Source organism: Afifella sp. IM 167 (genome assembly GCF_020144925.1).
Classification (GTDB): Bacteria; Pseudomonadota; Alphaproteobacteria; order Rhizobiales; family Afifellaceae; genus Afifella.
On sequence record NZ_NSLC01000005.1, the window covers coordinates 21,355 to 40,851 of the forward strand.

Below are 19,497 nucleotides of genomic sequence, written 5' to 3' on the forward strand. Positions count from 1 at the left end.
AAAGCATGGCCGCCTCCTTGCTTGAAATCGCCGCTCCGCCGGTCAAATGTGCCGGCCATGAACGCCGCCCCCACTGCCGGCATGAAGGCCGGCGACCATCTCGTCCTCGTCGACGGCTCCGCCTTCATCTTCCGGGCCTTCCACGCGCTTCCACCGCTCACCCGCAAATCCGATGGCCTGCCCGTCGGCGCCGTTTCCGGATTCTGCAACATGATCTGGAAACTGCTGCAGGAAGGGCCGACGCCCGAGCCCGGTGACGAGCCGACCCATTTCGCCGTCATCTTCGACTATTCGGCCAAAACCTTCCGCAACGAGATCTACGCCGAATACAAGGCGCACCGGCCGGAGCCGCCGGAGGATCTCGTCCCCCAGTTCGGCCTGATTCGAGAGGCGACCCGCGCCTTCTCGCTGCCTTCCATCGAGCAGAAGGGGTGGGAGGCGGACGATCTCATTGCCACCTATGCGCGCCTTGCCTGCGAGGCGGGCGCCCGCACCACCATCATCTCTTCCGACAAGGACCTGATGCAGCTCATCGGGCCCTCCGTCATCATGTTCGATACGATGCGCGACCAGCTCATCGATGCCGAATTCGTGGTGCAGAAATTTGGCGTCCTGCCGGAAAAGATGATCGACCTGCAGGCGCTGACGGGCGACGCCACCGACAACGTGCCCGGCGTTCCCGGTATTGGGCCGAAGACGGCCTCCCAGCTCTTGCAGGAATATGGGGATCTGGAGACGCTTCTCTCCCGCGCTTCGGAGATCAAGCAGAACAAGCGCCGCGAGAACCTGATCGAATTTTCCGAGCAGGCGCGCATCTCCAAGAGGCTCGTGACTCTGGAGAATGATGTTCCGCTGGAAGTGCCGCTCTCCGAGCTGGTCGTCGAACAGCTCGACGGCAAGAGGGCCATCGCCTTCTGCCGGGCGATGGAATTCAACACTTTGACCCGCCGCGTCGCCGAGAAGACGGGGATGGACGCCTCGCAGATCGAGCCGGCGGCGATTTCCGTCGAGGGCAGGGGCGATGGCGCTCCTGCGCATGGTCCGGACCTTGCAGAAAGCGCGCCTGCCGGAGACGGCGCGACCGCGCCGGCGGCCTCCGGCGGGCCAGCGACAGGCCTTGCCGGCGAGCGCGGCCTCCTCGGCGCGCCGGCCGACCTGGTGCGCGCCCGCGCCGAGGCGGCCGTCACGCCGAAGATCGATACCGCCTCCTACGACTGCGTGCGCACGGTGGGCGAGCTTGAGGCCTGGATCGCCGCCGCCGCCGAGGCGGGGACCGTCGCCTTCGATACGGAGACGACCGATCTCGATCCCCTCAAGGCCTCGCTTTGCGGGGTCTCGCTGGCGCTCGCGCCGGGCAACGCCTGCTACGTGCCGCTCGGCCATCGCCGCCCGGAAGCGGCCATCTCGGCTGCCGATCTCTTCGGTGAGCCGGCCGCCCCGGGGGACGCTTCGGGGCAGGAAGCGAATGCCTCAGCCGGCGATAGCCGCGATGAGGACTATACGCAGATCGGCGAGAAGGAGGCCCTCGCGCTCCTCAAGCCGATGCTGGAGGATCCCGCGATCCTGAAGATCGGCCAGAACCTCAAATACGACTGGCTGCTGCTGAAGGCGCGCGGCATCGAGATCGCCCCCTTCGACGACACGATGCTGATCTCCTACGCGCTCGATGCCGGCTTCGGCCAGCAGCACGGCATGGATACGCTCTCGGAGCGCCATCTCGGTCACAAGCCGATCGCCTACAAGGATGTCTGCGGCACCGGGCGCGACAAGGTCACCTTCGACCAGGCGCCGATCGGCCGCGCCACATGCTATGCGGCGGAGGATGCCGACATCACGCTGCGCCTCTGGCGAGTCCTCAAGCCTCGGCTCGTCGCCGAGGGCCTCGTCGGGGTCTACGAGAGGCTGGAGCGGCCCCTGGTGCCGGTCCTGGCCAAGATGGAAGAGCGCGGCGTCAAGGTCGACCGCGACATCCTCTCGCGCCTCTCCCACCAGTTCGCCCAGAAGGCGGCGGGCCTGGAGGCGGAGATTTTCGAGATGGCGGGCGAGAGCTTCAACATCGGCTCGCCCAAGCAGCTCGGCGAGATCCTCTTCGGAAGGCTCGGCCTGCCGGGCGGCCGCAAGACCAAGGGCGGCCAGTGGTCGACCGATGTGAAGGTGCTGGAGGATCTGGCCGCCGAAGGCCATCCCCTGCCGATGAAGATCGTCGCCTGGCGCCAGCTTACCAAGCTGAAGGGCACCTATACCGACGCCATCCCCTCCTATCTCGACGAGCGCGGCCGGGTGCACACGTCCTATTCGCTCGCCTCCACGACCACGGGCCGGCTCTCCTCGTCGGAGCCGAACCTGCAGAACATTCCGGTCCGCACCGAGGAAGGCAGACAAATCCGCACCGCCTTCGTGGCGGAGGAAGGCACCAGGCTCGTCTCGGCCGACTATTCGCAGATCGAACTGAGGATTCTTGCCCATATCGCCGAGATCCCGGCGCTGCGGCAGGCTTTCGCCGATGGGCTCGACATTCATGCGATGACGGCTTCCGAGATGTTCTCGACGCCCATCGAGGGCATGGATCCGATGATCCGCCGCCGCGCCAAGGCGATCAATTTCGGCATCATCTACGGCATTTCCGCCTTCGGTCTCGCCGCCCAGCTCGGCATCGGCCGCGAGGAGGCGGGCGAGTACATCAAGACCTATTTCCGGCGCTTTCCGGGCATCCGCGACTACATGGAGGCGACCAAGGAACAGGCGCGCGACAAGGGCTATGTGGAAACGCTCTTTGGCCGGCGCGCGCATTTCCCCAATATCCGGCACTCCAACCACAGCATCCGCGCCGGGGCGGAGCGCGCGGCCATCAACGCGCCGATCCAGGGATCGGCGGCCGATATCATCCGCCGCGCCATGATCCGCATGGAGGAGACGCTGGCGCGCTCACGCCTTGCCGCCCGCATGCTCCTGCAGGTGCATGACGAGCTGATCTTCGAGGTGCCGGAAGAAGAGGTGGAAGCTTCGCTGCCGGTGATCCGGCAGGTGATGGAGCGGGCTTCGGAGCCGGCTCTGGAACTCAGGGTGCCGCTGCAGGTCGATGCCCGCGCGGCCGACAATTGGGAAGCGGCGCACTAGCAGCCGCCCCCGCGCGCGAGGCGCCATGGCCGGCCTTTTCGGCCGGCCGGCGGATTGTCGTTCCGGGCGGCCGCGTGGAATGGCGGCCGCGTCCGTCTTGCAGCCCCGTTCAGGCCGCGCCGTTGGTCGGCCCGGTGGGTGCAAGGTCGAGGACCGCGCCGGAGGCCTTCGGCTCGATCGGGGCGAGCTGCTTGCGCTCCTCGTCGGTCCAGGCCGCGATGTGAATCACCGCCGCCGGCTCTCCCGGCTGTGCGGGATCGTCGACCGGCTCCAGCACCAGAAGGCCGGTATTGTCGACGTAGAACGTATGGTCGCCGAAGTTTTCCTTCAGCGGCTCCATCGCCGGGTTGTCTTCCGGAATGGGCTCGGCGCCCACGGTCTCGCGGACCGCGGCAATCTGATTGTCGGAAAGTTTCAAGGTTAGCCCCCAAATCTTGGGGTTCGGGCCCGGGGTGCCGCCGGTCGTCTATCGGGCCCATCTTCGGAGCGAAGGCGGCGTATATCAGGAGAGTAGGAAGTCATGCCGGCTCTGCAAGGGGCGGCGGGCGATTCAATTCCTCGCAGGGTGGAAAAACCGGGCCCCGGAGAGCCGGGGAACAGCTTTGCGGAAGATGTGTTGAGCGCCGAAAGGACTTGGAGAAAGCTCACCATGCCCCGAAGCCGCAAATCCCGGATGGTGAAGACGCTGCTTCAGCGCCACGGCACGACCTATTGCGATGAGCTCGGCATCGATATTGCCAGGAATACACCGGCGCCGCTGTTTCGCTGGCTGACGGCCTCGATTCTCTTTTCCTCCCGCATCAGCGCCGAGAACGCCGCGCAGGCCGCGAGGGCCCTTTCAAAGGCCGGCTATCGCACGGCCGCGAAGATGGGCGCCGCCACCTGGCAGGACCGTGTCGATGTGCTGACGGCGCACGGCTACAAGCGCTTCGACGAGAGCGCCGCGCGCATGCTTGGCGATACGGCAGGGATCGTGCTCGAAAAGTACGGCGGCGACCTGCGCCGGCTGCGCGAGGCGGCCGGGCGCGACCCCGTCAAGGAGCGTGCGCTCCTCAAGGAAATGAAGGGACTTGGAGATGTCGGCGTCGACATCTTCTTTCGCGAGGTGCAGGCCGCCTGGGACGAGCTCTTTCCCTTCGCCGACAGGAAGGCGCTTGCCGCTGCCCAAAAGCTCGATCTCGGGGAGGATGCCGAGGCGCTGGCGGGCCTTGTGCCCGGGAAGGATTTTCCCCGCCTCGTCGCGGCGCTGGTGCGCTGCGACCTGGAAAAGGACTACGAGGCGGTTGCTGGCTGAGCGAGGCCCGCCCGCCCGGGGGCGAGAATGCCGTCTGGCGCCTCCTCGCGCTTCTGGATGCGCTTTTGCACATGCACCATGAAGGCGGTGGCAAACAGCGGGGCGAGGAAGTTGAGGATCGGCACGGCGGTGAAGCCGGCGATCACCAGCCCTGCCAGAAAGATGCGGCCGGAATGGCGCAGTCTCAGGATCTTCGCCGTACGCCGGTCGTGGAAGCGCCGCGCCGCAAGGTCGAAATACTCCCGCCCGAGCAGATAGCCGTTGGCCACGAAGAAGATGACGACGCCGAAGCCGAGGAAGAGCACCAGCGGCAGCGCGACCAGGTTCACCGCCACGACGATCGCGGTGAACTGCAGCGTCGTTGCAAGGCCCTCCAGGATGGAAAGCGGCCGGCCCGGGGGCTCGTCGGGATAATGCTGCGTCTCCACCACCTCCGCGATGTCGTCGAGGAAGATGCCGGCAAACAGCGAGGTAGCCGGTGCGATGAGAAAGGCGAGCCCGACGATCAGCGTCAGCCCGGAGAAGACCTCGATCCCGGTCTCCAGCCAGCCATAGGGCAGGGCGAGGGAATGAACGAGGAAGCCTTCCACCAGGAGCCAGATGGCAAAGAGCAGGGCGACGGTCAGTCCGACCGACTTCCACAGCACCGTGCGAAAGGGCGGCGAAAGGATTTCGTCGAGGGCGCGCTGGGCGTCTGAGAGCATGGCGAGCTTGAGATAGGAGCCCCGCTCGGCGCGGACAAGCCGGTATTGAAACCGCCGGGCCGGGCGGGTGAAATTTGCATCCCCGGTCCCGATCGGCTAGGCGGCCTTGCCGCCGCCGGCCCGATCGATCTGGCGAGAGGCGAACGGAAAGGCTGGGAATGACGAACGCAAAGACGGATGTTCTGACGATCGGCAACGCCATCGTCGACGTGCTGGCGCAGACCGACGACGACTTCCTCGTGAAGGAGAAACTCGTCAAGGGCTCCATGCGCCTGATCGAGACGGACGAAGCGGAGCGCCTATACGAGGCGATGGGCCCGGCCCAGCTCATTTCCGGCGGCTGCGCCGGCAACACGGCGGCGGGCGTCGCCTCGCTCGGGGGCAGGGCGGCCTTCATCGGCAAGGTCGCCGACGACGAGCTCGGCCATTTCTTCCGCCACGATATGAGCTCCGTCGGCATTTCCTTCCCGACCGCCCCCCTCAAGGAAGGCGCACCCACAGCGCGCTCCATGATCCTGATCACGCCGGATTCGGAGCGCACCATGAACACCTATCTCGGCGCCTGCCAGGAGCTGACCCCGGCCGATATCGATCGCGAGACGGTGGAAGGGGCCGCAATCACCTATCTGGAAGGCTATCTCTGGGATCCGCCCAAGGCCAAGGAAGCCTTCCGCGAAGCTGCCGCGATCGCGCATGCGGCGGGGCGCAAGGTCGCGCTGACCTTGTCGGATTCCTTCTGCGTCGATCGCTTCCGGGCCGAGTTCCTCGACCTCATCCGCTCGCGCACCGTCGACATCCTCTTCGCCAACAACCACGAGGTGGTGGCGCTCTATCAGACGGGCGACCTCGACACCGGCCTCGACGCGCTGGCGGGCGATGCCGCGCTTGCCGTGGTGACGCTGGGCGCCAAGGGTTCGCTGGTCCTGCGGGGTGAAGAGCGCATCCATGTTCCGGCGCCGCCTGTCGACGAGGATATCGTCGATAAGACCGGCGCGGGCGACCTTTTCGCTTCCGGCTTCCTCTTCGGCCATGCCCGCGGCGCCCCGCTCGCGCGCTGCGCCGAGCTCGGCTCTCTGACGGCGGGCGAGGTCCTCACCCATATCGGCGCGCGCCCGCAGACCTCGCTGCACGCCCTGGCCGAGCAGCAGCGTCTGCTGGAGGGTCTCGCGGCCTAGCAACACGTTCGACCCTCTCCCCTGGAGGGAGAGGGTGGCCGGCGGAGCCGGCCGGGTGAGGGGGAAGTCGCGGCCGTTTGCGGCAGAACCGCCGGCTGTCGCGGTTGGTGCTACAGGATGAAGCGGCTGAGATCGGCGTTGCGCGCAAGATCGCCGATATGCTCCTCGACATAGGCCGCGTCGACTGTGACGGTATCGCCGTTGCGGTCGGGTGCCGTGTAGGAGATGTCGTCGAGGATCCGCTCCATCACCGTCTGCAGGCGCCGCGCGCCGATGTTTTCCACGTTCGAGTTGATCTCCACCGCGGTGCGCGCGATCGCGTCGATCGCGTCGTCGGTGAAGTCGAGCGTCACGCCCTCCGTCGCCATCAGCGCCACGTACTGCTTGACGAGGCTCGCCTCGGTCTCGGTGAGAATCCGGCGGAAATCGTCCTCCGTCAGGGCGCGCAGCTCCACGCGGATCGGCAGGCGGCCCTGCAGTTCCGGCAGAAGATCGGAGGGCTTGGCCACATGGAAGGCGCCCGAGGCGATGAACAGGATGTGGTCGGTCTTCACCGGCCCGTGCTTGGTCGCCACCGTGGTGCCTTCCACGAGCGGCAGCAGGTCGCGCTGCACGCCTTCACGTGAAACATCGCCGCCGACCCGCCCGTCGCGGGCGCAGATCTTGTCGAGCTCGTCGAGAAAGACGATGCCGTCGTTCTCCACCGCCCTGATCGCCTCCTGCACGATCTGCTCGTCGTCCAGCAGCTTGTCGGATTCCTCGGTGATGAGCAGGTCGTAGGATTCCTTCACCGTCGTCTTGCGCGTCTTGGTGCGGCCCTGGCCGAAGGCCTTGCCGAGCATCTCGCCGACATTCATCACCCCGACCGAGGCGCCGGGCATGCCGGGCACCTCGAAGGCGCCCATCGGGTTGGAAGTATCGCGCACCTCCACCTCGATCTCCTTGTCGTCGAGAAGGTTGTCGCGCAGCTTCTTGCGGAAGGAATCGCGCGTCGTCGGGCTCGCGTGCTGGCCGACGAGGGCGTCGAGGACGCGCTCCTCCGCCTGCTGATGGGCCTTCGCGGAAACTTCCTTGCGGCGCATCTCGCGCACCAGCCCGATGCCGGCCTCCACGAGGTCGCGCACGATCTGCTCTACATCCCGGCCGACATAGCCGACCTCGGTGAACTTCGTCGCCTCCACCTTGATGAAGGGGGCGTTGGCGAGCTTGGCGAGCCGTCGGGCGATCTCGGTCTTGCCGACGCCGGTCGGCCCGATCATCAGGATGTTCTTCGGCAGCACCTCCTCCTTGAGGGGGCCTACCAGCTGCTGCCGGCGCCAGCGGTTGCGGAGCGCGATGGAGACGGCGCGCTTGGCGTCCTTCTGGCCGATGATGAAGCGGTCGAGTTCCGAAACGGTCTCGCGGGGGGAAAAGGTCGTCATGCCGAAAGGCTTTCGATGATGATGTTCTCGTTGGTGTAGACGCAGATCTCTGCGGCGATCTGCATGGCGCGGCGGGCGATCGCCTCCGCGTCGTGCTCCGCCTCGCTCTCAGAGAGCGCGCGGGCTGCGGCGAGGGCGTAATTGCCGCCGGAGCCGATCGCCGCGACGCCGCCCTGCGGCTCCAAAACGTCGCCCGTGCCGGTCAGCACCAAGGTCGTCTCCTTGTCGGCGACGATCATCATGGCTTCCAGGCGCCGCAGGTAGCGGTCGGTGCGCCAGTCCTTGGCAAGCTCCACGCAGGCGCGCATCAGCTGGCCGGGATACTGCTCCAGCTTGGCTTCCAGGCGCTCCAGAAGGGTGAAGGCGTCGGCGGTGGCGCCAGCGAAGCCGGCGATCACGTCGCCCTTGGCGAGCGGGCGGACCTTGCGGGCATTTGCCTTCATGATGGTCTGGCCCATGGTCACCTGGCCGTCGCCGGCGATGACCACCTTGCCGCCCTTCCTCACGGTCACGATCGTGGTGCCGTGCCAGGGGGAGGCGGAATTCGATTCTGTCACGAAATACTCCTCGTCAGCGGGCGCAGGCGAGCCGGTCGGCCTCCTCCGGCGCCCCTTCAAGCGCCCTATGTAGGCATCGCCCATGGCGCTGCAAACCGGCGCCCCGCGCGCTGGGGCCGGTCTGCCCTCAAGGGCGCATTTGCAAGCCGTCCGACCGCTGTTAGAAGACGCGCGACGAAAGCCCAAAGGCACAGCCATGCGCAAGGCCGAGATTTCCCGGGATACCAGCGAAACGAAGATCAGCCTTTCCGTCGATCTGGACGGCACCGGCCGCTATCGGGTCGATACCGGCATCGGCTTCTTCGACCACATGCTGGAGCAGCTTTCCCGCCATTCGCTGATCGATCTCACCGTCAAGGCGTCGGGCGACCTCCATATCGACCAGCACCACACGGTGGAGGATGTCGGCATCGCGCTGGGCCAGGCGCTCGACAGGGCGCTCGGAGAAAGGCGTGGCATCGCCCGCTACGCCTCGCTCGACCTTGCCATGGACGAGACGCTGACCCGGGCCGCCATCGACGTCTCCGGCCGGCCCTATCTCGTCTGGCGCGTCGATTTCGCCCGCCAGAAGGTCGGCGACTTCGACACGGAGTTGTTCAAGGAATTTTTCCAGGCGCTCGCCCAGAACGCCCGCATCACGCTCCATGTCCAGAACCTCTACGGCGACAACGCCCACCATGTGGCCGAGACCTGTTTCAAGGCCGTGGCGCGGGTGCTGCGCGCGGCGCTCGCCGTCGATCCGCGTCTTGCCGACGAGATCCCCTCGACCAAGGGCACGCTGACGGCGTGATGGGAGAGGTGTGATGTTCGGTATGCGGCACTATACGGTGCACTATCCGCCTGCCGCCGGGGAGGCGGTGGACGACGCAAGAGCGGCCGAGCGCGCCGCCTTCGTCAAGGACGGCTTCAACTGGCCGGCCCTGTTCATCCCGTTCCTCTGGCTCCTCTTCCGCCGCATGTGGTGGGTGTTCCTCCTCTATCTCGTCGCCAGTGCGGCCATCGTGGGCCTCGACTATGTCGCCGGCGATACGGCCGCCACCTGGGTCGGCATCGCCTTTTCCCTTTATTTCGCGCTGGAAGCGAACAACCTGCGCCGCTGGAGCCTGGAGCGCGGCGGCTGGCGCGAGGTTGGCGCCGCTTCCGGCCGGAACGAGGAAGAGGCGGCCCTTCGCTTCTTCGCCGGGCGGGCGGCCGAGGACGAGCCGTCCCTGGGGCGCCCCGCTCCGCAGCCACGAACCTTGTCACGGGGCGACTCCGCCCCGCCGCCCGTGCCGCCGCGCCGGGCCGACCGCGACGACCCGCCTGTCATGGGTCTCTTCCCGGAGGCCGGCGGATGAGCGTCGCCATCATCGACTACGGTTCGGGCAATCTCCGCTCCGCCGCCAAGGCCTTTGAGCGCGCCGCCCGCGAGGCGGGCTATTCGGGCGGCGTCGCCGTCACCTCCGACCCGGAGGCGGTGCGCCGGGCCGACCATGTCGTGCTGCCGGGTGTCGGCGCCTTCGCCGATTGCCGACGCGGCCTCGATGCGCTCTCCGGCATGGTGGAGGCGCTGGAGGAAGCGGTGCTGAAGGACGGCAAGCCGTTTCTCGGCATCTGCGTCGGCTGCCAGCTGATGGCGACGCGCGGCCTGGAGAAGGAGACCTCGGCCGGCTTCGGCTGGATCCCGGGCGACGTCGTCGAGATCACCCCCTCCGATCCGCAGCTGAAGGTGCCGCATATGGGCTGGAACGAACTTTCCGGCCGCGCCGACCATCCGCTGCTCGCCGGCATTCCGGAGGGGCTCGACGCCTATTTCGTCCATTCCTACCACCTCGTGGCCGCCGATCCCGAGCACATCCTGGCGACGGCCGAATATGGCGGCCCGGTCACGGCGATGGTGGGGCGCGAAAATCTCGTCGGTACCCAGTTCCATCCGGAAAAGAGCCAGGACCTCGGCCTCGCCCTCATTGCCAATTTCCTCGCATGGCGGCCGTAAGACGATGATTCTCTTCCCTGCGATCGACCTGAAGGGCGGCGAATGCGTGCGCCTGAAGCGCGGCGAGATGGCCGAGGCGACGACCTACAACGCCGACCCGGCTGCCCAGGCGCGCGCTTTTCATGAGGCCGGCTTCACCTGGCTGCACATGGTCGATCTCGACGGCGCCTTCGCCGGAGAGAGCCGAAACGGGGTGGCCGTCGAAGCCGTCCTGGCGGCGGTCGGAGACAACCTGAAGATGCAGCTCGGCGGCGGCATCCGGCGGCCCGAGCAGATCGAGGCCTGGCTGGAAAAGGGCGTTACCCGCGTCATACTCGGCACGGCGGCGCTGCGCGATCCTGATCTCGTCAGGACGGCCGCGCGCCGCCATCCGGGCCAGATTGCCGTCGGCATTGATGCGCGTGGCGGAAGGGTGGCCGTGGAGGGCTGGGCCGAGACCTCCGACATGGAAGCGCTCGATCTGGCAAAGAGCTTCGAGGATGCAGGCGTATCTGCCTTGATCTACACGGATATCGACCGCGACGGGGTCCTGGCCGGCATCAACTGGGAGGCGACGATCGCGCTGGCCGAGGCCGTTTCCATTCCCGTCATCGCCTCCGGCGGGCTCGCCTCGATGGCCGATATCGTGCGTCTGACGATGCCCGATGCGGCGGTGCTTGAAGGCGCGATTTCCGGCCGTGCCCTCTATGACGGACGCATCGATGCCGAAACGGCACTGGGCCTCCTGGCTGGCGATTAGGTTTCCGTTCACTCAACCGGAAAGAGTGAATTGAACTAAATCGTGCAAACGGCGTATTTAGTGCGAAGATTCAACTGTGTGTTGATCCGATGCTCGTCTCACGCCGCAGCCTGCGCTACGGGTTCGCGCTCTTCCTGGTTCCGGTGCTGGCGATCGGGGCGGCCCTGCATATCGGCTCCGAAACCGTCAAGGAGGGGCTGCGCCTCAACGCGGAGACCTCGGCCAAAGCCTGGGCGAGGTATCTGTCCCGCAACGTCCCCGACCTTGCCGAAATCGCCCGCGGCGCCGCGCCCTCGGCCGCCAGCCTCGAGGCGATCGCGATGGCGAAGTCCGCCGGCTCGGTCTTTCGCTTCCGGGTCTACGCCCCCGACGGCACGTTGGAGTTCATCCTGGATGAGCAGGGCCCTGGCCAAGACACTCCCGCATCCCTGCGCGCCCACAATCCGGCAGCAGCCGGGATCGCCTTGCGCGGCGAGCTCGCCGTCCAGGTGGAGGAGGGAACCGCGCCGGACGAGCCGGCGTATTTCGCCGAGGTCTATCTGCCGATCATGAAGGACGGCAGCCTCGTCGCCGTCGTCGAGGCCTATGTCGATCAGACGGCGCAGTATGAGGGCATCGCCGCGACCGTGCGCCGCAGCGCCATCCTGCTTTCCCTCATCATTGCGCTGGCTTCGGCCATTCCGGCGATCGCCTTCATGCGCCGCCACAATGCCAAGCTGCGCGCCGATGAGCGCCTTGCTTTCCTGTCCGACCATGACGGCATGACGGAGCTTCTCAACCGCTCAGGCTTCGTCGCTCGTTCGCGCCGGCTTTTCGAAGACAGCGGCTCGCTGGCGGTGATCAGCGTCGGCCTCGACGGTTTCGGGGCCATCAATGCCGGCCTCGGCCCGGAGGTCGGCGATCGCCTGCTTCTGGAGACGAGCGAGCGCCTGAAAGGCATCGCGCCCGCTTCGTCGCTGATGGCGCGTGTCGGCAGTGCCGAATTCGCCTTCGCTTTCGAGGCCTCCGATACCAAGGAAGCGGCGCGCTTTGCTGCGCGTTGCCTGCAGCAGGTGCGTCGCCCGCTCTGGGTGAAGGGCAAGGCCGTGCATCTGACCGCCAGCGCAGGCCTCACCATCGGCGATCGCGAGGAGGATGCCGGCTCTCCGCTGGCGCGGGCGAGCATCGCCATGCGCCGCTCCAGGGAGAAGGGCGGCGACGGCCTCACCATCTTCGACAGGCGCATGAACGCCGAGATCAAGGCCGGCCGCGATCTGGAGGCGCTGTTGCGCCAGACGGTCGACGACGAGGCGTTCGACCTGCACTTCCAGCCGATCTTCCGTGCGGGAGATCTGTCGCTGGTGGGCTTCGAGGCGCTCATCCGCATGCCGAATGGCGAGGGCGGCTATGTCTCTCCGGGCGATTTCATTCCGCTGGCCGAGCGTCTCGGCCTGATCGCCCGCATCGGGCGTTGGTCGCTGCGCCACGCCTGTGCCGTGGCGGCCACCTGGCCGGACGAGCTGATCGTCGCCGTCAATCTCTCGCCGGCGCAGTTCGAGCTCGGCAACATGACGGAAATCGTCCGCGGCGCGCTGGCGGAGACGGATCTGCCAGCAAGGCGCCTCGAACTGGAGATCACCGAGGGCGTGCTCGCAGCCGATGCGCTGGAGGTGGCGCGCCAGCTCGGCGCGCTGCGCGAACTTGGCGTGCGTCTGGCGCTCGACGATTTCGGCACCGGCTTTTCCAGCCTCAGCTATCTATGGAAGTTCCCAGTCGACAAGGTGAAGATCGACCGCTCCTTCGTGCACGGCATGCAGGATCCGCAGGACAACGCCGCCTCCATCATCCGCTCCATCGTGGCGCTCGGCCGCTCTCTCAATCTGCGGGTCACCGCGGAGGGCGTGGAAACGGAGGCGCAGATGCAGTTCTTGACCGAGCTTGGCTGCGATGAGCTTCAGGGCTTCTATCTCGGCCGGCCCGCCTCCAGGGACCTCGCCGCTGCCCGGGTACTGAAGTTGACCAACCGCCGGCTGGCCGCGGGCGCGGACAGGCCGGCCGCTCGCGCCGCCTCATCGCGCGCTTGACGCGTGCCGGATGGGCCGGGATGATTTCCCGATGCCCGCCATGCCCGCTCCCGAACTCTCCCATCTTTGCGACCTCGCCATCGAGCTCTCGCCGCCGCTGGAACTTGGCGACGCGCCGCGCGGGCGTCGCCGCATCATCCCGATCACCGGCGGCAGGGTGAGCGGCGAGAGGCTCTCAGGGCGTATCCTGCCCGGCGGCTCGGACTGGCAGGTGGTCTATGCCGACGGTCTGGCCTTCCTGGAGGCGCGCTACCCGATGGAGACCGACGACGGCGCCCTGATCGACGTCGTCAATGTCGGCTACCGGCATGGCCCGCCGGAGGTGATCGCGGCTCTCGCAAGGGGCGAGGTCGTCGATCCGGCGAGCTATTACATGCGCACCCAGCCGCGCTTCGAGACCGGCGACCCGCGCTATCTCTGGCTGAACCGCATCGTTGCTGTCGGCACCGGCCGCCGCGATCCCTCGGCCGTCCATCTCAGCTTTTACGAGGTCTTGTAGGCCCCGCCGGCCCGCCACATGCGCCGCGCGACCGACGCAACCGTTGCGCTTGGCGCGCGCTGGCTCTAGGTCGAAAGCCACGACAACAGACCTGATGCGACCGGATCTTTCTTTCGTGCTCAAAGCCCGCGTCATACCCTGCCTCGACGTCAAGGACGGCCGCGTCGTCAAGGGCGTCAATTTCGTCGATCTCGTCGATGCCGGCGATCCCGTCGAGGCCGCCAAGGCCTATGACGCGGCGGGCGCCGATGAGCTCTGCTTTCTCGACATCACGGCCAGCCACGAAGAGCGTGATACGATCTTCGATGTCGTCGCCCGCACGGCGGAGCAGTGCTTCATGCCGGTCACGGTCGGCGGCGGCGTGCGCACGACGGAAGATATCCGCCAGCTTCTCCTTGCCGGTGCCGACAAGGTCTCCATCAACACCGCCGCCGTGAACGACCGCGCCTTCGTCGGCCGAGCCGCCGCGAAATTCGGCGATCAGTGCATCGTCGTCGCCATCGATGCCAAGGAGGTTGGTTCCGGCAGGTGGGAAATCTTCACCCATGGCGGCCGGCGCCCCACCGGCATCGATGCGGTGGAATACGCCCGCGAGGTGGTCTCGCTCGGCGCCGGCGAGATCCTGCTCACCTCCATGGACCGCGATGGCACCAGGGCCGGCTTCGATATCGCCCTCACCCGCGCCATCGCGGATGCGGTGCGCGTGCCGGTCATCGCCTCGGGCGGCGTCGGCAATCTCGATCATCTGGTGGAAGGCATCCGCGACGGCCATGCGACGGCGGTCCTCGCCGCCTCGATTTTCCATTTCGGCACCTATTCGATCGCCGAGGCGAAGGCCCATATGGCCGAGGCGGGGATACCCGTCCGTCCCGTTTCGCACTAGAACGCCCGCCAGGAGGGCACCGAACGCACCATGACCGCCTACACGCTGGAAGACCTTGCCGAGACCGTCCGCCTTCGCGCGGCATCCGGCGATCCCGGCTCCTACACGGCCAGGCTCGTCGGCAAGGGTGTCGCCAAATGCGCCCAGAAACTCGGCGAGGAGGCGGTGGAGGCGGCGATCGCGGCGGTCGAGCGCGACCGCGAAGGGCTCACCGCCGAAGCGGCCGACCTTCTCTTCCATCTGATGGTGCTCTTGCAGGTCTCCGGTGTCTCCTTCGAGGAGGTGAAGGCCGAGCTTGAGCGCCGCACCGGCCAGACCGGGCTCGAGGAGAAGGCCTCCCGTGGCAGGGAGAGCGCGGGTTGATGGACCAGGCGACGCCGCGCTCGCTCTCGCCCTACCGCTATTTCAGCGTCGCCGAATGGGCGAAGCTGCGCGCCGACACGCCAATGACGCTCTCCGAGCGAGAGGTCAACACGCTGAAATCCTTGAACGATCCGATTTCGATCGAGGATGCGGAAGCGATCTATCTGCCGCTTTCGCGGCTGCTCTCCTTCCATGTGGAGGCGCGCGACATGCTTTATGACGTGCGCTCGCGCTTCCTCGGCACGGAGGAGGGCTCCATGCCCTTCATCATCGGCATCGCCGGATCCGTGGCGGTCGGAAAGTCGACGACGGCACGCATCCTGAAGGAGCTGCTCGCGCGCTGGCCGGGCCATCCGCGCGTTTCGCTGGTCACCACCGATGGCTTTCTCTATCCGAATGCCGTGCTCCAGGCCGAGGGCCTGATGGAGCGCAAGGGCTTTCCCGAAAGCTACGATGTCGGCGCACTCCTGCGCTTTCTTTCCGACATCAAGGCCGGCAGGACGCGTGTCTCCGCTCCGGTCTATTCCCACCTCACCTACGACATCGTTCCGGGCGAGGTGATGACGATCGAAAAGCCGAACATCCTGATCCTGGAGGGCCTCAACGTCCTGCAGAGCCGGGCGCTGCCGAAGGACGGCAAGGAAGTGCCGTTCGTCTCGGACTATTTCGACTTTTCAATCTATATCGACGCTGACGAGGCCGATATCCGGCGCTGGTATCTTGAGCGCTTCATGCGGCTGAAGGAGACGCGCTTTCCCGATCCACGCTCCTATTTCCATCGCTATGCCGACTATAGCGAAAAGGCCGCGCTCGAAGTCGCCGAAGGCCTGTGGGACCGCATCAATCTGGTCAATCTCGACGAGAATATCCGCCCGACCCGTCCGCGTGCTGATCTCATCATCGGCAAGAGCGCCGATCATACGGTGCGCGAAGTCGCGCTGAGGAAGCTGTGATGGACGCGCCCGACCTTGCCGCCGCCCGGCGCGAGCGGAGTGCGCTCCTGCGTCCCCGCACCGCCGGCGAGCGGCTCATCGTCGGTCTCGACCTGCCCGATCTCGAAAGCGCGGAAAGAATGGTCGCCGAGCTCGGCGAAGTCGTCGGCTTCTACAAGATCGGCATGGAGCTGGTCTTCGCCGGAGGGCTTGCGCTCGTGGAGCGGCTGGTGGGCGAGGGAAAGCGCGTCTTCCTCGACATGAAGCTCCTCGACATCGACAACACGGTGGCCGGCGGCATCGCCGGCATCGGCCGTCTCGGAGCGACGCTGACCACCGTCCATGCCTATCCGAAGGCGATGCGGGCCGCCGCCTCCGCGCGCGGCGGGGCAGGTCTCGGCCTTCTCGCCGTGACGGTGCTGACCTCCATGGACGACGGCGACCTTTCCGAGGCAGGCTATGTCGGGACAGCCGCGGAGCTGGTGCGCCGCCGCGCCGCGCAGGCGAAAGAGGCCGGCATGGACGGCATCGTCTGCTCGCCGCTGGAGGCCGAGGCGATGCGCGCACTTCTGGGCCAAGACATGCTGATCGTGACGCCCGGCGTGCGCCCGTCGGGCGCCGACAGGGGCGATCAGAAGCGCGTCATGACGCCGACGGACGCGCTGAAGGCGGGTGGCGACTATCTCGTCGTCGCCAGGCCGGTCGTGAAGGCGCCGAACCCCCGCAGGGTTGCGGAGGCGCTGGTGGAAGAGATCGAGGCCGCTTCGTGAAGAGGGGCCGAACCGTGAAGAGGGGGAAGTGATGCCCAAAGGCTACTGGATTGCCCGCGTCGATGTGCGCGAGCCGGACCGCTACAAGGAGTACGTCGCCGGCGCCTCGGCGGCCTTCGAGAAGTTCCGGGCGCGCTATCTCGTCAGGGGCGGGCCGATGCATTCGCTCGAGGGCCGCTCGCGCGCGCGCAATGTCGTGATCGAGTTTCCCTCCGTGGAGGACGCGCTCGCCTGCTACCATTCGCCGGAATATCAGGCCGCCCGCGAGATCCGCGCGGCGGTGGCCGAGGCGGAACTGGTCATCGTGGAAGGCTATACCGGGCCGCAGCCGGCCGAAAGCTGAGCGCGCGCTTGGCCGCCGCCGACGACAGCGAGGCGCCCACACTCGCGCCCGAGGAGATCGAGCGCTACGCCCGCCATATCGTCCTGCCGGAGATCGGCGGCGGCGGCCAGCAGCGGCTGAAGGCGGCGAAGGTGCTGATCGTCGGCGCGGGCGGGCTCGGCTCGCCCGCCGCCATCTATCTCGCCGCTTCCGGCATCGGCACGATCGGCATCGTCGACGACGACGAGGTGAGCCTCTCCAACCTGCAGCGGCAGATCCTGCATGCGAGCGCCGATCTCGGCACGCCGAAGGTGGAGAGCGCCAGAAAGACGCTCCTCCGCATCAACCCTCATCTGCGAGTCGAGGCGCACAACCTGCGCCTCACCGAGGAGAACGCCGCGGGCCTCGTCGCTGGTCACGACCTTGTCCTCGACGGCACCGACAATTTCGCCGCCCGCTATCTCCTCGCCGCCGCCTGCGAGACGGCGCGAAAGCCGCTGGTGACCGCCGCCGTCGGCCGCTTCGACGGTTCCGTCACCGTGCTGAAGCCCTATGAGGACGACAATCCCCGTTTTTCCGATCTCTTTCCCGCGCCGCCGCCGGAGGGCCTCGTGCCGAGCTGCGCCGAGGCCGGCATCGTCGGCGCCCTCACCGGCATCGTCGGCTCCATCCAGGCCCTGGAGGCCATCAAGCTCGTTGCCGGCTTCGGCGAGCCGCTGATCGGCCGCCTTCTCCTCTACGACGGCCTTTCCCAGCGCTTCGAGACGATCGTCTACAGGCGGCGCAGCGGCTGATTCGTCGCTCCGGACGAGGTCTCCCGCGCCTCGCGCTGTTGTTTACCGATGTACCATGATGACATCATGGTATGACCATCGAACGAATTCAAACAGGCGTGCGCCTGGAAAAGCGGCTGGTGAAGGTGCTGAAGGCCCTCGCCGAATACCGCGACATGTCGATGGGCGACCTCCTGGAAGGAATCGTGCTGCACGCCTTCGAGGGAAGGGCGCCCTTTTCCGCCGAGACGCTGGCAACGATCGCCGAGCTGAAGCGGATCTACGGCCTCGACCTTGCCGCCGCCGACAGCCATCGCCTCGTCGAGATGCCGAAGAGCGAAAACGAGAGCGAAAAATGAGCGCGCATCTGGAAAGAAGCGGAAAATTCCTTCTCGACGCGCCCGTCGAGGAAGTCTTCCCGCTGTTCACGCCGCGGGGCGAAAAGGCGTGGGTCGACGGGTGGGATCCGGAATTCATCCATCCGGCGCACGGACGCGCCGAGGCGGGCATGGTCTTTCGCACCCGTCACGGCGGCGAGGAAACGCTCTGGGCCTGCGCCGATTTCGATGCCGGGCGCCACCGCGTCCGTTACTGCCGCCTGACGCCGGGCTCGCGCATGGGGTTCGTCACCGTCGCCTGCCGCGCTTTCGGCAATCGCTGTGCGGAGGTGGAGGTCGCCTATGCGTTGACGGCGCTCTCCCCGCAGGGCGAAGCGGTTCTCGCCGAGATGACGGAGGCGGCCTACGAGGGCATGCTGGCGGACTGGCAGGCGCGCATAACGCGGCTTCTTTCGGCCGGCTGCGAAACGCCGGCGAGGGGCGCAGCCTAGGCTCCCAAGCCTGGACCTCCAAGCCTAGACGGAAGTCGGCAGGACACGGTCCGGCGGCTTGTGGCCGTCCATCCAGGTGCGGATGTTGATGATCACCTTCTCGCCCATCTCCACCCGGCCTTCGATGGTCGCCGAGCCCATATGCGGAAGGATCACTGCCTTGCCCTCGCGGGCCAGCTTGGAGAGCTTGGGATTGATCGTCGGCTCTCCCTCGAAGACGTCGAGCCCGGCGCCGGCGAGGCTGCCGCTCTCCAGGCATTCGATCAGCGCCGCCTCATCGATCACCTCGCCGCGGGCGATGTTGACGATGAAGGCCTCGGGCCGAATCAGTTTCAGCCGCCGCCGCGACAAAAGGTGGAAGGTCGCCGGCGTGTGCGGGCAGTTGACCGAGATGATGTCCATGCGCGCCAGCATCTGGTCGAGCGAATCCCAGTAGGTCGCCTCCAACTCCTCTTCCGTCTTGGCATTGACGGGGCGCCGGTTGTGATAGTGGATGGAAAGCCCGAAAGCCTTGGCGCGGCGCGCTACGGCGGTGCCGATTCGGCCCATGCCGACGATGCCGAGCCGCTTTCCCCAGATCCGGTGGCCGAGCATCCAGGTGGGCGACCAGCCGCTCCAGGGCTGCCCGTCCGCCAGGACGACGGCCCCCTCCACCAGCCGGCGCGGCACGGCGAGCATCAGTGCCATGGTCATATCGGCCGTGTCCTCGGTGAGGACGTTCGGCGTGTTGGTGACCGTAATTCCACGCTGGTAGGCGGCGTCTATGTCGATGTTGTCGACGCCATTGCCGAAATTGGCGATGAGCTTCAGCCTGTCGCCCGCCTGGGCGATCATCGAGGCGTCGATGCGGTCGGTCACCGTCGGCACCAGGACGTCGACCGTCTTCAGCGCCTCCACCAGCTCGGCCTGCGAAAGCGCCCGGTCCTCGAGGTTGAGCTCGGCGCGAAACAATTCCCGCATGCGCGTCTCCACCGGATCGGGGAGCTTGCGCGTTACGATGACATGCGGTTTTGCCTTGGTCATGCACCATGTCTCCTGCGTGCGGTGCCCCGGTTGGGCGAGGAACGCTCCGCCTGACTGA

The 19,497-nt window shown here is 66.9% G+C and carries 22 protein-coding genes; 17 read left to right on the top strand and 5 right to left on the bottom strand.

What is annotated here, in order from left to right:
- Positions 1-81 precede the first annotated feature (81 nt).
- Positions 82-3,117 (top strand): DNA polymerase I, encoded by a 3,036-nt coding sequence (gene polA, locus CLD20_RS09800; RefSeq protein WP_224406796.1) that lies wholly within the window; start codon positions 82-84, stop codon positions 3,115-3,117.
- Positions 3,118-3,226: 109 nt separating this feature from the next.
- On the opposite strand, the gene CLD20_RS09805 is transcribed toward polA, so the two are convergent.
- Positions 3,227-3,535, bottom strand: coding sequence for a hypothetical protein (locus tag CLD20_RS09805; protein ID WP_224406449.1), 309 nt, complete (start codon positions 3,533-3,535; stop codon positions 3,227-3,229).
- 231 nt (positions 3,536-3,766) lie between these two features.
- Between CLD20_RS09805 and CLD20_RS09810 the strand changes: the two genes are divergently transcribed.
- Entirely contained in the window at positions 3,767-4,411 is a 645-nt protein-coding gene (locus tag CLD20_RS09810) for a hypothetical protein (RefSeq protein ID WP_224406450.1), read from the top strand.
- Here the strand turns inward: CLD20_RS09810 and CLD20_RS09815 are convergent.
- A complete protein-coding gene (locus tag CLD20_RS09815) occupies positions 4,390-5,115 on the bottom strand; it encodes a sulfate transporter family protein (protein WP_224406451.1) in 726 nt (241 codons plus the stop codon). The two genes, CLD20_RS09810 and CLD20_RS09815, sit on opposite strands and share 22 nt — an antisense overlap.
- A 158-nt stretch (positions 5,116-5,273) precedes the next feature.
- Between CLD20_RS09815 and CLD20_RS09820 the strand changes: the two genes are divergently transcribed.
- Positions 5,274-6,290, top strand: a complete 1,017-nt coding sequence (locus CLD20_RS09820) for an adenosine kinase (RefSeq protein ID WP_224406452.1) — start codon at positions 5,274-5,276, stop codon at positions 6,288-6,290.
- Positions 6,291-6,400: 110 nt separating this feature from the next.
- Here the strand turns inward: CLD20_RS09820 and hslU are convergent, their stop codons facing one another.
- Both hslU and hslV read right to left on the bottom strand, forming a co-directional pair.
- The gene (gene hslU, locus CLD20_RS09825) at positions 6,401-7,711 is read right to left on the bottom strand and encodes an ATP-dependent protease ATPase subunit HslU (RefSeq protein ID WP_224406453.1); all 1,311 of its coding nucleotides are present in this window, start codon (positions 7,709-7,711) and stop codon (positions 6,401-6,403) included.
- The gene (hslV, locus tag CLD20_RS09830) at positions 7,708-8,268 is read right to left on the bottom strand and encodes an ATP-dependent protease subunit HslV (protein ID WP_224406454.1); all 561 of its coding nucleotides are present in this window, start codon (positions 8,266-8,268) and stop codon (positions 7,708-7,710) included. The genes hslU and hslV overlap by 4 nt, the downstream gene beginning before the upstream one ends.
- 196 nt (positions 8,269-8,464) lie before the next feature.
- Between hslV and hisB the strand changes: the two genes are divergently transcribed.
- The 14 genes from hisB (at position 8,465) to CLD20_RS09900 (ending at position 18,416) form a co-directional block, all read left to right on the top strand.
- Positions 8,465-9,058, top strand: a complete 594-nt coding sequence (gene hisB / locus CLD20_RS09835) for an imidazoleglycerol-phosphate dehydratase HisB (protein WP_224406455.1) — start codon at positions 8,465-8,467, stop codon at positions 9,056-9,058.
- Positions 9,059-9,071: 13 nt separating this feature from the next.
- Complete coding sequence (locus tag CLD20_RS09840; RefSeq protein WP_224406456.1) at positions 9,072-9,605, top strand: DUF2628 domain-containing protein; 534 nt, start codon at positions 9,072-9,074, stop codon at positions 9,603-9,605.
- On the top strand, positions 9,602-10,243 hold the full coding sequence (gene hisH, locus CLD20_RS09845; protein ID WP_224406457.1) for an imidazole glycerol phosphate synthase subunit HisH: 642 nt from the start codon (positions 9,602-9,604) through the stop codon (positions 10,241-10,243). Before CLD20_RS09840 ends, hisH begins: the two co-directional genes overlap by 4 nt.
- A gap of 4 nt (positions 10,244-10,247) precedes the next feature.
- On the top strand, positions 10,248-10,982 hold the full coding sequence (gene hisA / locus CLD20_RS09850; protein WP_224406458.1) for a 1-(5-phosphoribosyl)-5-[(5-phosphoribosylamino)methylideneamino]imidazole-4-carboxamide isomerase: 735 nt from the start codon (positions 10,248-10,250) through the stop codon (positions 10,980-10,982).
- A gap of 89 nt (positions 10,983-11,071) precedes the next feature.
- Complete coding sequence (locus tag CLD20_RS09855; protein ID WP_224406459.1) at positions 11,072-13,045, top strand: bifunctional diguanylate cyclase/phosphodiesterase; 1,974 nt, start codon at positions 11,072-11,074, stop codon at positions 13,043-13,045.
- A gap of 31 nt (positions 13,046-13,076) precedes the next feature.
- The gene (locus CLD20_RS09860) at positions 13,077-13,544 is read left to right on the top strand and encodes a DUF3237 domain-containing protein (protein WP_224406460.1); all 468 of its coding nucleotides are present in this window, start codon (positions 13,077-13,079) and stop codon (positions 13,542-13,544) included.
- A 94-nt stretch (positions 13,545-13,638) separates the two neighbouring features.
- Positions 13,639-14,427, top strand: a complete 789-nt coding sequence (hisF, locus tag CLD20_RS09865; protein WP_370636853.1) for an imidazole glycerol phosphate synthase subunit HisF — start codon at positions 13,639-13,641, stop codon at positions 14,425-14,427.
- A gap of 30 nt (positions 14,428-14,457) precedes the next feature.
- Positions 14,458-14,790 carry a phosphoribosyl-ATP diphosphatase gene (locus tag CLD20_RS09870; protein ID WP_224406462.1) on the top strand — a complete coding sequence of 111 codons (333 nt, stop codon included), beginning with the start codon at positions 14,458-14,460 and terminating at the stop codon, positions 14,788-14,790.
- Positions 14,790-15,743 carry a type I pantothenate kinase gene (gene coaA / locus CLD20_RS09875; RefSeq protein ID WP_224406463.1) on the top strand — a complete coding sequence of 318 codons (954 nt, stop codon included), beginning with the start codon at positions 14,790-14,792 and terminating at the stop codon, positions 15,741-15,743. The genes CLD20_RS09870 and coaA overlap by 1 nt, the downstream gene beginning before the upstream one ends.
- A complete protein-coding gene (gene pyrF / locus CLD20_RS09880) occupies positions 15,743-16,492 on the top strand; it encodes an orotidine-5'-phosphate decarboxylase (RefSeq protein WP_224406464.1) in 750 nt (249 codons plus the stop codon). The genes coaA and pyrF overlap by 1 nt, the downstream gene beginning before the upstream one ends.
- 31 nt (positions 16,493-16,523) lie before the next feature.
- Positions 16,524-16,835, top strand: coding sequence for a DUF1330 domain-containing protein (locus CLD20_RS09885; RefSeq protein WP_224406465.1), 312 nt, complete (start codon positions 16,524-16,526; stop codon positions 16,833-16,835).
- 8 nt (positions 16,836-16,843) lie between these two features.
- Positions 16,844-17,608, top strand: coding sequence for a molybdopterin-synthase adenylyltransferase MoeB (locus tag CLD20_RS09890; protein WP_224406466.1), 765 nt, complete (start codon positions 16,844-16,846; stop codon positions 17,606-17,608).
- Positions 17,609-17,679: 71 nt separating this feature from the next.
- Positions 17,680-17,946 carry a hypothetical protein gene (locus tag CLD20_RS09895; protein ID WP_224406467.1) on the top strand — a complete coding sequence of 89 codons (267 nt, stop codon included), beginning with the start codon at positions 17,680-17,682 and terminating at the stop codon, positions 17,944-17,946.
- The gene (locus tag CLD20_RS09900) at positions 17,943-18,416 is read left to right on the top strand and encodes a hypothetical protein (RefSeq protein WP_224406468.1); all 474 of its coding nucleotides are present in this window, start codon (positions 17,943-17,945) and stop codon (positions 18,414-18,416) included. Before CLD20_RS09895 ends, CLD20_RS09900 begins: the two co-directional genes overlap by 4 nt.
- 24 nt (positions 18,417-18,440) lie before the next feature.
- Here the strand turns inward: CLD20_RS09900 and CLD20_RS09905 are convergent, their stop codons facing one another.
- The gene (locus CLD20_RS09905; protein ID WP_224406469.1) at positions 18,441-19,439 is read right to left on the bottom strand and encodes a D-glycerate dehydrogenase; all 999 of its coding nucleotides are present in this window, start codon (positions 19,437-19,439) and stop codon (positions 18,441-18,443) included.
- Positions 19,440-19,497 lie beyond the last annotated feature (58 nt).

Bases quoted from the DNA above. Each gene is read 5' to 3' on its own strand.
- CLD20_RS09900 (WP_224406468.1), top strand. From the start codon at position 17,943: ATGAGCGCGCATCTGGAAAGAAGCGGAAAATTCCTTCTCGACGCGCCC.
- CLD20_RS09860 (WP_224406460.1), top strand. From the start codon at position 13,077: ATGCCCGCCATGCCCGCTCCCGAACTCTCCCATCTTTGCGACCTCGCC.
- CLD20_RS09905 (WP_224406469.1), bottom strand. From the start codon at position 19,439: ATGACCAAGGCAAAACCGCATGTCATCGTAACGCGCAAGCTCCCCGAT.
- CLD20_RS09810 (WP_224406450.1), top strand. From the start codon at position 3,767: ATGCCCCGAAGCCGCAAATCCCGGATGGTGAAGACGCTGCTTCAGCGC.
- CLD20_RS09870 (WP_224406462.1), top strand. From the start codon at position 14,458: ATGACCGCCTACACGCTGGAAGACCTTGCCGAGACCGTCCGCCTTCGC.
- hisH (WP_224406457.1), top strand. From the start codon at position 9,602: ATGAGCGTCGCCATCATCGACTACGGTTCGGGCAATCTCCGCTCCGCC.
- hisA (WP_224406458.1), top strand. From the start codon at position 10,248: ATGATTCTCTTCCCTGCGATCGACCTGAAGGGCGGCGAATGCGTGCGC.
- hslU (WP_224406453.1), bottom strand. From the start codon at position 7,711: ATGACGACCTTTTCCCCCCGCGAGACCGTTTCGGAACTCGACCGCTTC.
- polA (WP_224406796.1), top strand. From the start codon at position 82: ATGAAGGCCGGCGACCATCTCGTCCTCGTCGACGGCTCCGCCTTCATC.
- pyrF (WP_224406464.1), top strand. From the start codon at position 15,743: ATGGACGCGCCCGACCTTGCCGCCGCCCGGCGCGAGCGGAGTGCGCTC.
- coaA (WP_224406463.1), top strand. From the start codon at position 14,790: ATGGACCAGGCGACGCCGCGCTCGCTCTCGCCCTACCGCTATTTCAGC.
- CLD20_RS09815 (WP_224406451.1), bottom strand. From the start codon at position 5,115: ATGCTCTCAGACGCCCAGCGCGCCCTCGACGAAATCCTTTCGCCGCCC.
- CLD20_RS09840 (WP_224406456.1), top strand. From the start codon at position 9,072: ATGTTCGGTATGCGGCACTATACGGTGCACTATCCGCCTGCCGCCGGG.
- CLD20_RS09895 (WP_224406467.1), top strand. From the start codon at position 17,680: ATGACCATCGAACGAATTCAAACAGGCGTGCGCCTGGAAAAGCGGCTG.
- CLD20_RS09885 (WP_224406465.1), top strand. From the start codon at position 16,524: ATGCCCAAAGGCTACTGGATTGCCCGCGTCGATGTGCGCGAGCCGGAC.
- CLD20_RS09855 (WP_224406459.1), top strand. From the start codon at position 11,072: ATGCTCGTCTCACGCCGCAGCCTGCGCTACGGGTTCGCGCTCTTCCTG.
- hisB (WP_224406455.1), top strand. From the start codon at position 8,465: ATGCGCAAGGCCGAGATTTCCCGGGATACCAGCGAAACGAAGATCAGC.
- CLD20_RS09820 (WP_224406452.1), top strand. From the start codon at position 5,274: ATGACGAACGCAAAGACGGATGTTCTGACGATCGGCAACGCCATCGTC.
- hisF (WP_370636853.1), top strand. From the start codon at position 13,639: ATGCGACCGGATCTTTCTTTCGTGCTCAAAGCCCGCGTCATACCCTGC.